Source organism: Peristeroidobacter agariperforans (assembly GCF_004138335.1).
Taxonomy (GTDB): domain Bacteria; phylum Pseudomonadota; class Gammaproteobacteria; order Steroidobacterales; family Steroidobacteraceae; genus Steroidobacter; species Steroidobacter agariperforans.
On sequence record NZ_RYFW01000002.1, the window covers coordinates 320,123 to 334,916 of the forward strand.

The 14,794-nt window shown below is 62.6% G+C and carries 14 protein-coding genes; 8 read left to right on the forward strand and 6 right to left on the reverse strand.

The genetic code is table 11. The features are described from left to right. Positions 1 to 47: 47 nt before the first annotated feature. The gene (locus EK373_RS15335) at positions 48 to 2,387 is read right to left on the reverse strand and encodes an NADP-dependent malic enzyme (protein ID WP_129644417.1); all 2,340 of its coding nucleotides are present in this window, start codon (positions 2,385 to 2,387) and stop codon (positions 48 to 50) included. A gap of 165 nt (positions 2,388 to 2,552) precedes the next feature. Here EK373_RS15335 and EK373_RS15340 point away from each other — a divergent pair, with 165 nt between their 5' ends. The 8 genes from EK373_RS15340 (at position 2,553) to EK373_RS15375 (ending at position 9,944) form a co-directional block, all read left to right on the forward strand. After that, positions 2,553 to 3,068, forward strand: a complete 516-nt coding sequence (locus EK373_RS15340; protein ID WP_129644419.1) for a hypothetical protein — start codon at positions 2,553 to 2,555, stop codon at positions 3,066 to 3,068. 165 nt (positions 3,069 to 3,233) lie between these two features. Continuing rightward, positions 3,234 to 3,944, forward strand: a complete 711-nt coding sequence (locus EK373_RS15345; RefSeq protein WP_129644421.1) for a response regulator — start codon at positions 3,234 to 3,236, stop codon at positions 3,942 to 3,944. Between the two features lies 1 nt (position 3,945). Then, positions 3,946 to 5,277, forward strand: a complete 1,332-nt coding sequence (locus tag EK373_RS15350) for an ATP-binding protein (RefSeq protein ID WP_129644423.1) — start codon at positions 3,946 to 3,948, stop codon at positions 5,275 to 5,277. A 74-nt stretch (positions 5,278 to 5,351) separates the two neighbouring features. Then, positions 5,352 to 6,044: a carbonic anhydrase gene (locus EK373_RS15355; protein ID WP_129644425.1), complete on the forward strand. Its 693-nt coding sequence runs from the start codon at positions 5,352 to 5,354 to the stop codon at positions 6,042 to 6,044. A gap of 37 nt (positions 6,045 to 6,081) precedes the next feature. Beyond that, complete coding sequence (locus EK373_RS15360) at positions 6,082 to 7,602, forward strand: SulP family inorganic anion transporter (RefSeq protein ID WP_129644427.1); 1,521 nt, start codon at positions 6,082 to 6,084, stop codon at positions 7,600 to 7,602. Positions 7,603 to 7,624: 22 nt separating this feature from the next. After that, positions 7,625 to 7,891 carry a hypothetical protein gene (locus tag EK373_RS15365; protein ID WP_129644429.1) on the forward strand — a complete coding sequence of 89 codons (267 nt, stop codon included), beginning with the start codon at positions 7,625 to 7,627 and terminating at the stop codon, positions 7,889 to 7,891. A 34-nt stretch (positions 7,892 to 7,925) separates the two neighbouring features. Further along, positions 7,926 to 8,450, forward strand: a complete 525-nt coding sequence (locus EK373_RS15370) for a hypothetical protein (protein ID WP_129644431.1) — start codon at positions 7,926 to 7,928, stop codon at positions 8,448 to 8,450. A gap of 111 nt (positions 8,451 to 8,561) precedes the next feature. Further along, positions 8,562 to 9,944, forward strand: a complete 1,383-nt coding sequence (locus tag EK373_RS15375) for an alginate export family protein (protein WP_129644433.1) — start codon at positions 8,562 to 8,564, stop codon at positions 9,942 to 9,944. 3 nt (positions 9,945 to 9,947) lie between these two features. Here EK373_RS15375 and EK373_RS15380 read toward each other — a convergent pair whose 3' ends face one another. From EK373_RS15380 to EK373_RS15400, 5 genes are read right to left on the reverse strand one after another with little or no spacing between them, the layout of a single operon-like run. Further along, entirely contained in the window at positions 9,948 to 10,295 is a 348-nt protein-coding gene (locus EK373_RS15380; protein ID WP_129644435.1) for a GFA family protein, read from the reverse strand. A gap of 12 nt (positions 10,296 to 10,307) precedes the next feature. Then, positions 10,308 to 10,742: an NIPSNAP family protein gene (locus tag EK373_RS15385; protein ID WP_129644437.1), complete on the reverse strand. Its 435-nt coding sequence runs from the start codon at positions 10,740 to 10,742 to the stop codon at positions 10,308 to 10,310. 27 nt (positions 10,743 to 10,769) lie between these two features. Further along, positions 10,770 to 12,392, reverse strand: a complete 1,623-nt coding sequence (locus EK373_RS15390) for an ATP-dependent DNA ligase (protein ID WP_129644439.1) — start codon at positions 12,390 to 12,392, stop codon at positions 10,770 to 10,772. Continuing rightward, entirely contained in the window at positions 12,389 to 13,387 is a 999-nt protein-coding gene (locus tag EK373_RS15395) for a ligase-associated DNA damage response exonuclease (RefSeq protein ID WP_129645867.1), read from the reverse strand. Before EK373_RS15395 ends, EK373_RS15390 begins: the two co-directional genes overlap by 4 nt. A 28-nt stretch (positions 13,388 to 13,415) precedes the next feature. Then, positions 13,416 to 14,792 (reverse strand): UdgX family uracil-DNA binding protein, encoded by a 1,377-nt coding sequence (locus EK373_RS15400; protein ID WP_129644441.1) that lies wholly within the window; start codon positions 14,790 to 14,792, stop codon positions 13,416 to 13,418. Positions 14,793 to 14,794 lie beyond the last annotated feature (2 nt).

A 14,794-nucleotide genomic window follows, 5' to 3' on the forward strand; every position in this document is an offset into this window, starting at 1 on the left:
GGCGTGCCGACGGTCGCTCCCGAATGGGAGCGACCGAAGCCGTTTGCTCAGGGCGAGGACAGTCCCAGCTGAATCTGCTTCGCGGCGTTGGCGTGCACGATGGTCAGCGCCGCCATGTTCACGATACGACGCACCGTGACCGACGGCGTGAGGATGGTCACCGGCGCGGCGCAGCCGAGCAGAATCGGCCCGATCGCCACGTTCTGGCCGGCGGCGGTCTTCAGCAAGTTATAAGCAATATTCGCAGCATCCAGGTTCGGCAGCACCAGCAGGTTGGCCGAGCCGTGCAGCGTCGTCTCGGGCAGCGCAGTCTTGCGAATGGATTCGTCCAGCGCCGAGTCGCCGTGCATCTCGCCATCGATCTCGAGCTCCGGCGCGCTGGCTCGCACCAGCTCCAGCACGCGACGCATCTTCAGCGCCGACGGCGCATCGCTGGTGCCAAAGTTCGAATGTGAGATCAGTGCGATCTTGGGCTCGATGCCGAAGTTTCTGACTTCTTCGGCGGCCAGGAGGGTGATCTCCGCCAGCTCCTCGGCGGTCGGATCCAGATTCACGTGCGTATCGACGATGAACAGCTGCCGGCCGGGGAGGACCAGCGCGCTCATCGCACCGTAAACGCTGGTGCCAGGCTTCTTGCCCAGCACGCGGTCGACATACTTGAGATGACGGCCGCTGCTGCTGATGGTGCCGCAGATCAAGCCGTCGCCTTCGCCTTTCTTCATCAGCATCGCCGCGATCAGCGTCGTACGCCGGCGCATTTCGAGCTTGGCGTACTGCGCGGTGACGCCCTGGCGGCCCATCAGGCGGCGATAGTCTTCCCAGTATTCGCGATAGCGCGGATCGTATTCGGGATCGACATTGGAAAAGTGCTCGTCGCGCTTCAATCGCAACCCATATTTCTGGATGCGCTTGTCGATGACGCCGCGACGGCCGATCAGGATCGGACGCCCCAGCTTCTCATCGACCAGAATCTGCGCGGCGCGCAGCACGCGTTCCTCTTCGCCCTCAGCGAAGATGATGCGTGAATGTTCCTTGGCGACCCGACGAGCAGCGGCGAACACCGGCTGCATGAACGTGCCGCTGTGATACACGAACTGCTGCAGCTTCTGGCCGTAGGCGTCGAAGTCCTGGATCGGGCGCGTTGCCACGCCGCTGTCCATCGCAGCCCTCGCCACCGCTGGCGCGATCTTCACGATCAGGCGCGGATCGAACGGCTTGGGAATGATGTACTGCGGTCCGAATGTAAGATTTTCGGTGTTGTAGGCGCTGGCGACGATGTCGTTCTGTTCCTGGCGCGCCAGTTCGGCGATTGCATGGACCGCGGCGATTTCCATCGAGCGCGTGATGGTCGTTGCACCAACATCGAGCGCGCCCCGGAAAATGTAGGGGAAGCACAAGACGTTGTTCACTTGATTGGGATAATCGGTGCGGCCCGTGGCCATCACCGCATCGCTGCGCACGGCTGCAACTTCTTCCGGCAGGATTTCCGGCGTCGGATTCGCGAGCGCCAGAATCAGCGGCCGCGGCTTCATGGCCGACACCATCTGCGGCTTCAACACGCCGCCGGCCGACAAGCCCAGGAATATGTCAGCGTCGACCACGATTTCGGCGAGCGTGCGCTTATCGGTCGGCTGTGCGAATCGCTCCTTCTCCGGATCCATCAATTCCTTGCGGCCCAGGTACACGACGCCGGCGAGATCGCTGAGCCACACGTTTTCGCGCGGCAGACCGATGTCGACCAGCAGGTCGACGCAGGCGAGCGCGGCGGCGCCCGCACCGCTGACCGCCAGCTTCACCGACTTGATGTCCTTGTTGACCACCTGCAAACCGTTCAGCACGGCGGCTGCGACGATGATGGCGGTGCCGTGCTGGTCGTCGTGAAACACCGGGATTTTCATGCGTTCGCGCAGACGGCGCTCGATGATGAAGCACTCCGGAGCCTTGATGTCCTCGAGGTTGATGCCGCCGAAGGTGGGCTCGAGCGCGGCGATCACATCGACCAGGCGGTCCGGGTCGTTCACATCCAGCTCGATATCGAACACGTCGATGCCGGCGAATTTCTTGAACAGCACGGCTTTGCCTTCCATCACCGGCTTGGCGGCCAATGGCCCGATGGCGCCCAGGCCGAGCACTGCCGTGCCGTTGGTGATCACAGCAACCAGATTGCCGCGCGCGGTGTAACGAAATGCCGCCAGCGGATCGTCGGCGATCGCTTCGCACGCCGCGGCGACGCCGGGCGAGTACGCCAGCGCCAGATCGCGCTGGTTGGTCAATTGCTTGGTGGCCGTAATGGCCAGCTTTCCAGGCGTCGGCAGCTCGTGGTAGGCGAGGGCGGCCTGGCGGAGGTTATCGCGCGCGTTAGCTGACAAGGAGCTGTCTTGACTCATTCACCGGACTCTTTGGCGAACCTAAAGAACAATTCATGCAGATTTGGGGGCGCCACTGTATTCGATTCACGCGGTCGTGCATACAAGTTGCGAAAGGGTACTGGAGCCGGCCGCCGCGACGGCCTATCCTATGCGTTGCCTACCGCTCGGTAGGTGAATTAGGTTATGAGTAATCACACGGACATGACCCACTCCTGTGACTTTGTCGCGCCGATCCGCCGCTCGAAAGAGGTCAAGGCGGTTTGCGCGGCCTTGCGTGCGTTGGTCGAGCGCGGCGAGCTGCGAAGCTTTCAAGAAGGCAAGCTGCGCGTTGGCCGCATGCCGATCGATGTGGAATGGCCGGACGGACGAATCAGCCGGCTGCGTATTGACATCGAAGCCGCGACGCTGACGTTTGCTGCCTTGCTGGAAGCGGGCGCCGGCTCGGTGTTGTATCGGGAATTGAAGACGCTGGCGCGCGCCGCGCAGACGCCGGGCCGTGAAGCGCCCCGCATCGATCCGGCAAGAGCAATGGTGCGCGTCACAGAACAGGCCGGTGCAGTGTCGTGGTCGATCGTCGTCACTCGCGGTGAGTACGAATACTGCACGCGAGGCTTGATCGAGCTGGCGCGCGAGGCGCTGGCGCTCGCGATCGAGGCGCCGCCGCTTGCCCAAAACTATCAGCCGGCGGTTGCGAACTAGGGCAGCACTCATTTGATGAGTGTTGCGAGGCCCTGGTTCGCCGACGAATGACGGCAGGTGTTCGGACCGGCGCGACCGCCATAAGTTTCAATGCAGGTTGACTCGGCGACGGTGAGCGGGCTAGATGCCGCGTTCTCAACGTAGCCAAGATTCCTGAAACGTTGCATGACTGCCCCAGCTGTCCTCGTCGTCGAGGATGATCCGGGTCTTCGAGTGCTGATTGCACGCGCGCTCCAGCAGAACGGTTTCGCCGTTCATCAAGCCCGTTCCGGGGCGGAGATGTGGAATTCGCTCGAGCAGCGCCCGGTCGATCTGATTCTTCTCGACATCATGCTCCCCGGTCACAGCGGCATCGATTTATGCCGCGAGCTGCGTGCGCGCAGCGATACTCCGATCATCTTCGTCAGCGCCAAGGGCGATGAAACGGATCGGGTCATCGGGCTGGAGCTCGGTGCGGATGACTACATCCCCAAACCGTTCGGCACGCGCGAGCTGCTGGCTCGAATACGCGCGGTGCTGCGGCGTCGCCCGAGCAACAGCGATCCGGATCAGGCGCGCGAGGAGAAAGTACGATTCGCGGGCTGGACGGTGGATTTGCGCCGTCGCTCGGTCCTGTCGCCGAGCGGTGCGAGTATTGACCTCACTGGCGCCGAATTCGATCTGCTCGCCAGCTTCATCGGCAGTCCGCAGCGCATTCTCGGACGCGATCGGTTGATCGAGCTGTCGCGCGTGCGCTTGGGCGATGCCTCCGATCGCAGCATCGATGTGCTGGTCAGCCGCTTGCGACGCAAGCTGTCGAACGCGGGCCAGCCAGCTCCGATCACTACTGTGCGTGGCGTCGGCTACATGCTGACCGCCGACGTGACGCACGATTGAGATGCGCATAACGCTCGTCCCTCGGGGCGCTCTCGCCAGTGTGCTCGCCGTGGTCACGATCACGGCCATCGTCGGCTTGACTGCGAACACGCTGCTGTACGAGGGCGCGAGCCGGTTCAGTCTTCGAGAAGAAGAGGCGCGCCGCACTTCCGAACACATCGTCGTCGTTGCTCGCATGCTCGAGCGCGAAGAGCCGGCGCGTCGCTCCAAAATCGTCGAGTTCAGCTCCACCGAACATTTCAAGCTCGGCTGGTTCCGACAGCCGATCGATCCGGGCGAGCGCTCCGACGCGCTCGTGCAAATGCACCGGCAGATGGTGTTGTGGGAGCCGAGCCTGCGCGGCAAAGACCTGCGCCTGCACCTGGGCTCGGCGGACAATGCGACGGTGGTCATCGGCTCGTTGCAACTCTCCGATGGCTCGTGGTTGCACTTCCGGGCGCAGGACCTGGTCGGCGAGTGGCCGCTGAAGCTGCGCCGGGTGTTCATTGCCAGTTTGCCGATGATCGCGCTGGTGGTGATCGCACTCGTGACATTGCGCCTAATCCTGCGGCCGCTCGGCTTGCTGGCCGATGCCGTCACGCGCGTGGGATACGGCAATTCGACGGTGCTGGAAGAGCAGGGCCCGGCCGAGTTCCGGCGTTTGATCCGCGCATACAACGACATGCAGGGTCGCATCGTTACGATGATCAAAGATCGCACTGAAGCGCTTGCCGCAGTAGGTCACGATCTGAGAACTCCGCTGGCGCGCCTGCGACTGAGCGTCGATGGCGTGAACGAGGCGCAGACGCGCGATGCGCTGATCCACGACCTCGACGAGATGGAGCTCATGCTCGACTCGCTGCTCACCTACTTCCGCGGCGATGATCACGCGGAGAAGCCGTGTCTCGTCGATCTTGCCGTACTGCTCGCGACCGTGGTGGATGATCTGCAGGATCGCGGCTACGACATAACCTATTTCGGTCCCGAGCATTGCGATGCGAGGTTCCGACCCGTCGAGTTCAAGCGCGCCTTGAGCAATCTCACCAACAACGCGGTTCAGTACGGCAATCGGGCGTGGGTGTATCTGTCAGTGGATCACGACGCCATCCACATTCGCGTCGAGGACGACGGGCCCGGCATTCCCGAAGCCGACATGCAGCGCGTATTGGAGCCGTTTCAGCGCCTCGATCCCGCGCGCCAGCGCAACACCTCCGGCGTCGGTCTGGGCATTCCGATCGCCGTGCGTGCCATTGCAGCCGCGGGCGGCAAGTTGATTTTGAGCAATCGTCCCGAAGGCGGACTGTGTGCGGAGGTCGTGCTGCCGCGCCAGGACACGGGCAGCAATACTTTGTAACGAACCGGCCGTAGACCAGCAAAACGACCCCGGCACTCTCATCCCTCGACAGACTGTGAAGTTTCGAGGTTGAGATGAACGAAGTCATCGGTCGTGTGTTCAAGTTCGAAAAGCATGTGTTCGCACGGCATGCGGACCTGTACAACCGTCTGGCGACCAAGGGGCAAAGTCCCAAGGCGCTGATGATTTCCTGCGCCGACTCGCGCATCGTTCCCGAGTTGATCCTGCAAGCCGAGCCCGGTGACCTGTTTGTCACGCGTAACGCCGGCAACATCGTGCCGCCGTTCGCGCAAATGAATGGCGGCGTGTCATCGGCGGTCGAGTACGCCGTGCTGGCGCTCGGCGTGACCGACATCATCGTGTGCGGTCACTCTGGATGCGGCGCGATGGAAGGGCTGCTCAAACCCGGCGCCCTCGATGAAATGCCGAACGTCGCCGCGTGGCTGCGTCATTCGCACGCAGCAGTAGGGGTAGTGAGCAAGTGCTATCCCGATCTCGCCGATCGCGATCGATTGCGCGCGCTGACACTGGAAAACGTCGTTTGTCAGCTGGCGCATCTGCGCACGCATCCTTCCGTCGCTGCAGGCATTGCGCGAGGAACCATCGCTCTGCACGGCTGGTATGTCGACATTCACTCCGGCGCCATCCTGGCGCTGGATGAACAGACGGGCGAATTCACGGCCGTGCGTGACGATACGCCGCTGCCCGTCGCACTTCCGCATGCGCCGCGTCTGGCCGCTCATCAGGCATTGAGCCGCACCGCCTGAGGCCGACCCTATGAGTTCCAGCGAAAGCACGGCGGGAATGTCCCGTCAAAGTATCTTTGTACGCGACTTCACCGCGTCCATCGTGGTGTTCCTGGTGGCGATGCCCTTGTGCATGGGTATCGCGATCGCTTCGGGCGTGCCGCCCGAGAAAGGTCTGATCACCGGCATCATCGGCGGCATCATCGTCGGTGCGCTCGCTGGATCGCCCTTGCAAGTCAGCGGTCCGGCCGCCGGCCTCGCGGTCATTGTGTTCGAGCTGGTTCGTCAATACGGCATCGGCGCTCTCGGCCCGCTGTTGTTGCTCGCCGGCGGATTTCAGTTCGTTGCGGGCGCCGCGAAGCTCGGTGGGTGGTTTCGCGCCATCTCGCCGGCGGTCGTGCACGGCATGCTGGCAGGCATCGGCATTCTGATCTTCATCGGTCAGTTCCATGTGTTGTTCGGCGACCTGCCCAAGCCGAGCGGCGTAGAAAATCTGTTGGCGATCCCGGTCTCGCTGTTTCGTCTGTTCACTGAAGCGCACTCGACGGTCAGTGCCTTCGCGGCCGGCCTCATCACGATCGTGGCGATGCTGGCTTGGGAACGATTCAGGCCCGCCACTCTGCGCCTGATTCCCGGCGCGCTGGTAGGCGTCGTGCTTGCGACGCTGGCTGCGTACTTCCTGCAGCTCGAGCTCACGCGCGTCAACGTTCCCGAATCCATCTTCGCCAGCCTGGCCTGGCCGGTGCTGGCCGATGTCACTGGCTTGTTGAGCCCGCAGTTCATTGCGACAGCGATGGCCGTCGCATTCATCGCCAGTGCCGAAACACTGATCTCTGCTGCCGCGGTGGATCGTATGCACGATGGCGTGCGCACGGACTACAACAAAGAGCTGCGTGCGCAAGGCATTGGCAACTTTCTGTGCGGAGCCGTTGGTGCCTTGCCGATGACCGGCGTCATCGTGCGCAGCTCAGCAAACATCCAGGCCGGCGCGCTGACTCGTGCGTCCGCCATCATGCACGGCGTGTGGATCCTTGCGTTCGTAATGGGTCTGCCCTGGCTGCTGCGTGAGATCCCGATGGCGTCGCTCGCCGGCGTGCTGGTCGTGACCGGTTGGCGTCTGGTGAGCGTGGATCACGTGAAACACCTCTACCATCACTACGGCGTGATGCCGGCGCTGATCTGGGCGAGCACGCTGTTCATGGTGGTCACCACCGATCTGTTGACGGGCGTGCTGACCGGCCTGGTGCTGTCGCTGCTCGAGCTCATGCCTCATCTGCGCGACCTGAAACTCGATGTGAATGTCGACCAGAAGGACGCGCACATCGAGCTGCAGTTTCGCGGGCGCGCTACCTTTCTGAGCTTGCCGCGGCTCACCAAGATTCTCGATGAGCTGCCGAACGGCGGTCACATCCGTCTGAATCTCGCCGCACTCACAGTACTGGATCACACCTGCGCGGAAGTGCTCGCCGACTGGATTCAGCGCAGTCGCAAAGCCGGCACGCGCGTGGAGCTGGTGGGCGTCAACGACATGCACGCCAGTAATCCCCATCGCCGCCTCGCCGAGGCCGCGAGCCTGTAAGGCAAATTTAGAGGAGAAGACCATGAAGACGATTCGTTCTCTCTCAGCGACCCTGACGCTCGCGGGTCTGTTCGTGGCCGGCGCGGGTGTCGCCAACGCGAACGAGAGCGCGCCGACGAATGCCAATTGCAGGGTGGAAACAAAGCGTGTCGCGGTGTGGCCGAGAACCGCGCCGAAAGCGCCGGCGATGGCGCGTTTCGAAGATCGCCAGGTAACGGTGTGCGACTCCAAGGTTGCGTCGAAGCCGCCGGCCGATGAGCAGCTGCAAGCGAAGGACAGCGGCAATTAACTGCTCGAGCTCCATTTCCGACAGGAAACAAACGATGTCTACTCGATTCATCGCCGGTCTTGCGCTTGCTGCCTCTTCTTTCGGGTTGCTCGGATGCTCGAGCTTTCCGAGCTCGTACGGCCTGGATGCGCCCAACGCGTCGATGGTCCGTCAGACTTGCAACGAGATCATGGGGCTGCGCACCGGGCCCGAGTTCGAAGCGTGCGGCGGCAGCCTTGCCGACACCGTGCGCGCCTTGCAGGACGCGAATCTGACCTTGCAGGCCGATCAGGCTTGCTCGGAACAAGGGCTGGTGCGCGGTACCGCCGAACAGGCGAAATGCGTCGTGAAGTTCAGAAGGGCGGCGCAGAGCGCGATGGTCGCGAACGCCGATGTTCCGGCGGTGCCCGCCGCCGAGCCGTGGCAGTCTTACTTCAGCATGAGCCAGTCGCAGCAGGCAGAGCGTGCAGAGCTTTCCTGCGCGCAGATCGGATTGCACCCGGCCACGAGCGGTTTCTGGGGTTGCGTCAGCGACTTGAGGCACTCGATCGTGAACATTCGACCGGACACGATGCCGTAAATTGAGGCGGGAGCACCGCCGCCCTACACGTCACGAGCCCGGCCTCGCGCGAAACCGCCGGTACGCGCTATATTGCCATCGATATAGCGAGGATCGAGGGCGTGCGAGTCAATGAATCGTGTGGCGGCGGTGGTGCTCCTGGGGGGTTGGACAGGCTTGGCGAGCGCCGCGCAGGACGCAGGGCCCTGGCGGCTCGATGCGGCGATCGACTCGCCGGAACTGGTCAGCCTCGGCGGATCGTATCGCGTTCGCTACGAGACCCTGAATCATCCGTATCGCGCCGGCGCGACCGGTTCCGATGAGATTCTCGTCGGACGTTTGCTGCTGAACGCCCGAGTTACGTTGCGGAGCTTGTATGTGAATCTCGAATTCGAAGATTCGCGTCAGCAGCTCGCCGATTCCGGCAGCGCGTTGGGCACGGACTCCGTCAACACGCTCGAACCGCTGCAGATGCTGGCCGGCATGCGCTTCGACGATGTGTTGTCGCGCGGCGCTCGACTGGATGTGAGCGCGGGCCGCATGACCATCGACGTGGGCGGCCGTCGCCTGGTGTCGCGTAATAACTTCCGAAACACGATCAACGCGTACACCGGCGTACACGCCTTGTGGAAGAGCGCCGATGGATTCGAGGCGCGCGCCTTCTACGTCGAGCCGGTGCAACGCAAGCCGTCCGATCTCGCCTCTTTGCTGGACAACGACAGCGAGCTCGATTCAGAAAGCTCGGATGTATCGCTCTGGGGACTGTTTGGTGCGACTCCCGAGGTGTTTGGCGACGTGAAGGCCGAAGCTTATTTCTACGGGTTGCGCACGCGCGATCACGTCGGCATACCGGCGGCGGACCGTGACATCTACACTCCGGGCTTTCGCTTGTATAGAACGCCGGTTGCGCAGTCCTGGGACTTCGAGACCGAAGCTGCTTATCAGTTTGGCACTTCTCGCCAGACGACCGCGGCCACGGACACCAGGGATCTGCAACATCGCGCTGGCTTTTTCCATGGCGAGATCGGCTACACATGGAGTGGAAAACTGTTGCCGCGTGTGGAGCTTTTCTACGATTACGCTAGCGGCGACGACGATCCCTCGGACAACGAAAATAATCGCTTCGATACGCTATATGGCTCACGCAGCTTCGACTATGGGCCGACCGGGATCTATGGCGCGCTCGCGCGGGCGAATCTCAATTCTCCGGGATTGCGCCTTGAAGCAAAGCCACTGCCGAATTTGAGCGGAAGGGTTGGCTATCGCGCGGTGTGGCTGGCAAGCAGTCGCGACCAGTACACCACCGCGCGTTTACAGGACCGCACCGGTAACTCAGGCGACTTCGTCGGCCATCAGTTGGACGCACAGATTCAATACACCCTGCTGCCGGGCAACCTGGTGCTGGAATTCGGCGGCGCCTACCTGGCGCACGGCGAATTCCTCGAAACTGCGCCGGACGCGCCGAACGAAGGCGATACGACCTACATCTATGCTTCGGCGACGGCCACTTTCTGAGCGTTAGAAGGATTTGCCGTCTACCGGCTTGCGCTTGATGGCCGTCAGGTCGAAGTCTTCCAAACAGCGCACGTTGATGGCGGCCATCTTGCCGCCTTTGGGGTTCGTGCCGATGCCGAACGGCGCGCAGCCGCAGCGCTTGCAGAAGTGGTGCTGGATGACGTGCTTGTTGAAGGTGTATGCGCCCAGGCTCGACGCACCTTTGTTGAGCTGCAGGTGTTCGTGCGGAATGAACGTCAGCAGGTAACCCTTGCGACTGCAGTGCGAGCAGTTGCACTCCATCACTTCATCAAAGCTGGCTTCGAACTCGAACGCGATGTCGCCGCAATGGCAGCTGCCGGTGTATTTCATGATGAGAGTTCCTTATTGAAAGACCTGGGTCGGAGAGTAGTCCTGTACTGTCAGCACACGGTCTTCGATGTCACCGACCAACTGACCGTGCTGGGCGGCGGTCCGCTTCTTGATCGCGGCCCATTCCTGATCGGCCATGAATCTGGCCCAGCGATCGGTCAGGGTCGCCTGATCCGGCCACTGTAACAAGTAAACGAATTCGGTGCGTTCCTCGTGCCTGGTTTCCCACTGCGCAACGATCTTGAAGTCGTACTTCGCCATGATGCGCATGGCGTGATCGCGGAAGCGTTCGTGGAACGCTTGTTTGTTGTTCTCGAAGATCTGGTAGATGCGCAGCTGATGGATGACTCGCGGCTGCTCAGCCGCCGACGCCAGCTGCGGCACGGTTGCAAGTAAAAGCACTGCTGCCAATGCCAGGACCGTGGTTCGCAGGAATTCCTTCGCCATTGCCATCTCCTCGAGTGAGGGCAAATGTTAGCTGCTTCGGCGGATTTCGTCAGGCGCTTGCATGAGCATCGCTTGCAGATTCGCGAGCGTGTCTGCTTCGCTGGCCGGTTTGTCGGTGCGCCAGCGCAGGATTCGCGGAAAGCGCAGCGCAATTCCGGATTTGTGACGAGCCGACGCTGCGATGCCTTCATAGGCCAGCTCGAAAACCTGGCTGGGCTCGACCGAGCGCACCGGGCCGAATTTCTCCAGTGTGTGGGCGCGAATCCAGCGATCGAGCTGCTCGACTTCCGGATTGCTCAAGCCGGAATAGGCTTTGGCGACGGGCACCAGCTCTTGCTCGCGCCACACGCCGAACGTGTAGTCGGTGTAGAGATTCGAACGCCGGCCCTGCCCGGGCTGGGCGTAAATCATGACTGCGTCGAAGGAGTGCGGCTCGATCTTCCATTTCCACCACGCGCCGCGTTGGCGGCCGGTGCCGTAGCTGGAATCCAGCGCCTTCAGCATCAAGCCTTCCACGTTGCGCTGTCGCGAGGCAGAGCGCGCGCCAGCAAGCTCGTCCCAAGTCGAGCCAATCACCAGAGGTGAGGTCTGCAGGAGGGGTGAAGCATTTGCCAGCAAGCGTTCCAGATGAGCGCGACGTTCTCGCAAAGGCGCTGCGCGCAGATCCTGACCCTCCAGCTCCAGCAAGTCGTAGGCGAGAAACTGCACTGGCACGGCGGCAAGAATGGCGGCGCTGAGCTTCTTGCGGCCGATGCGCTGTTGTAACGAAGCGAACGGCTGAATGCGTCCATCCTTCCAGGCGACGACTTCGCCATCGAGCACGATGCCATCGGGCAGGGTGGCTGCCGCGTCGATGATTTCTGGAAAGCGTTCGGTGATGCGTTCCTCGCCGCGCGACCACAGGTGACATTCGCCGGCGCGGCGAATGAGTTGGCCACGGATGCCGTCCCATTTCCATTCGGCCTGCCACGCTTCGCGGTCGCCGAGTTGGCTCGGCTCGCCTTCGAGCGGCGACGCCAGAAAGAAGGGGTAAGGAACGGCTGGATCGGTGCGTGGGCTCTCGGCTGCGTGTAACCCCTGCCAGAAGCGGGCGCCCGGTTGCCATTCACCCATGAGCCGGCCCGCAAGCTCGCTGCGGTCGATGCCGGTGACCTCTGCGAGCGCCCGCGTTACCAACAGTTGCGACACGCCGACGCGCAGCTCGCCGGTCAGCAGTTTGTTCAACAGGAAACATTGGCGATACGGCAGCTCGCGCCACCAGCCGGCGATGGATTGGCGCCGAATGTCGTCGTCCGCGTCGCGCAATGGGAGCAAGCGGTCTTCGATCCAGTCGGCGAGCGGCGTGTCGTCTGCGCTGGCTTCGCTGTGCGCCGTTCCCGCTGTGAGCAGCGCGATGGTTTCGGCGAGGTCGCCCACGGAGGCGTAGGATTCATCGATCAGCCATTCGGGCAGCCCGGCTTCGTCGATCAACCAGCGTTTCAATAGTGCCGGGCCGATGAAACGTTTGAGGCGTCGGCCGGACAATATGTACGTGGCCCACGCGGCGTCGGCCGGCGGCGCTTCGCGAAAATAGCGAGCCATGGCCGCAACTTTCAGATTGGTCGACTGCGTCGTATCGAGCTCTTCGTAGAGTGCGGCGAAGGCTCTCATTGCTGCTCCTCGTCGCCGTACGCCGTTTCGAGCGCGCTGGCGGAGATGCCCAGTTCGTTCAAGTAACGAGCGAGGGCGTCGGAATAGCCATGAGTCAACAGAATTCTGCCTGCGCCGGTTGCTTTGAATGTTTCGATGAGACCCGGCCAATCGACATGGTCTGAAAGAACAAAGCCGCGGTCATAGCCGCGCCGGCGACGGTTGCCGCGCACGCGCATCCACCCCGAGCAGAAGCCGCTAGAGTGATCGCCGAAGCGTCGCATCCATGGCGTGCCGGCGGCGCTCGGCGGGGCAATGATGAGTGCGCCTTTATAGTCAGTTTTGCTCTGCCCCGTAACAGGCATGGCCGGCAGCATTTCGACGCCCTGGTGCCGATACACCTCGGTGAGGACGCTGACCGCGCCGTGCAAATAAACGGTTTCGTCGGTGAACGCCCGCAGCTCGGCCAGCACGCGTTGCGCTTTGCCGAGCGCGTAACAGAACAGCACCGACGCGAGTCCGCGTTCGCGATTGGCGCGCCACCAATCGAAAATTTCTTCGACCACTTCGCCGGTGGGCTGCCATTGATACACCGGCAGCGCGAAAGTCGCTTCGCTGATGAAGACGTTGCACGGCAGGGGCTCGAACGCCGCACACGTTGGGTCGGGCTGCCGTTTGTAGTCGCCGGACACAACCCACACCTGACCCTCGTGCTCGATGCGCAACTGCGCCGAGCCGAGAATGTGACCGGCGGGATGCAATGAAATCGTGGTAGCGCCGAGCAGCAGCTGCTCGCCGTACTTCAGTGGCATCGGATGATGATCCGTGCCCAGGCGATGGCGCGCGATAGCCATGCCCGGCTCTGCAACGAAATAGCGCGCGCTGCCATGGCGCAGATGATCGCCATGCGCATGCGTGATGACGGCCGTGTCTACGGGCCGCCAGGGATCGATATGAAATCCCCCGGCCGGACAATAAAGGCCGTTTTCTGTCACGGTCACCAGCGGCGGCGGCATTGCGGACATTTGTAGAGCAAGCGCGCCGTCAGGCGGCGAGTTCCCGAGCACGACGCAAGTCGTCCACCAGGTGAGAGCTCAGTTGCCCGGCATTCGACGGATCGGCCCGCAGAATGGCCGATGGATGGTAGGTGCACACAATTTGCGCTCCGCTGGCGTGCGGAATTTGCAACTGACGCGCCGATTCGATGGAGTCGGTCAGGCCGGCGAGCGCGCGTAGTGCCGACGCGCCAAGGGCGACGATGATGCGAGGCTTGACCTGCGACACTTCGGCGTCGAGCCAGTGATTGCACGCGGCGACTTCCGAAGCATCCGGCCGCTTATGCAATCGACGCTTGCCGCGCGGCTGCCATTTGAAATGTTTGACGGCATTCGTGATGTACAGCTCGCTGCGCTCGAGGCCGGCGGTTTTCAGTGCGCTATCGAGCACACGGCCCGCCGGGCCGACGAACGGGCGGCCGCGCAGGTCTTCTTCATCGCCGGGCTGCTCGCCGACCAGCATGATGGTTGCCGACGTAGAGCCTTCGCCGAGCACGGCTTGGGTGGCGTGACGCCAGATATCGCATCGGCGGCAAGCGGACGGTCCGCCGGAATGATCGGGCAAGTCGGCCAGCGCGCGCTGCATGGCTCGGGCTTTGGCAAGCTCCAGGTCCATCGCTTCACGCTGTCGTTGGGCAAAGCTCGCCTGACCATCGCGCAACAGCGTTTGAATCTCGACCGATTCGGGCAAGTTGCGCCAGTATCGCTGCGGCATCTCGCGTCGCATCGCCGGCGGGTTGATGCGAGACACGTTGCAGATGTTTCGATAGTACGTGCGCCATAAGCCTTCGTGGGCATCCGCTTTGGGCAGCGTCGACTTGTCCGGCGTCTCGACGAACTGCAATTCGCCGTTCTGCCACAGCGCGGTGCCGCCCGGCGTGGCGATCATCCATTCCATGTTGGGAAACCGCTTGCAGAAGAAGCCCACACCCCGACGCAGGATGTCGTGAGTCGGCTCGAACCACGCGAAGTACTTCGTTTCGCCGTGCTCGTCGGTCATCTCGCGGAAGCGCACGAACGCGTGCATCTTGTGCACTTCGCGATTCACCGCGCTTTCCATTTGCACGGCGCGGTGTACGTCAGGATCGGCGGCATCTTCGAGGAGGCGCGGCTGTCGCAGCGAACGCCACGCGAGGCGATACATCAAATCCCACCGGCCGTCGTGACGATAGCAACTGAGCGCTTCGAGCAATTCCATCAGCTGCCGCGACAATCTCAAAGCCGCGGAGGCTGCGATGGAGGGCGCCAGCGGCTCGAAATGCTGGCCGAGTCGCCACTCCATTTCCTCAGGCGCGATGCCTGCAGACAATAGCGGGCGCGCCACATCGCGCCATTGCGTGAATCCTTGTACGCAGGCTGAGTACATCG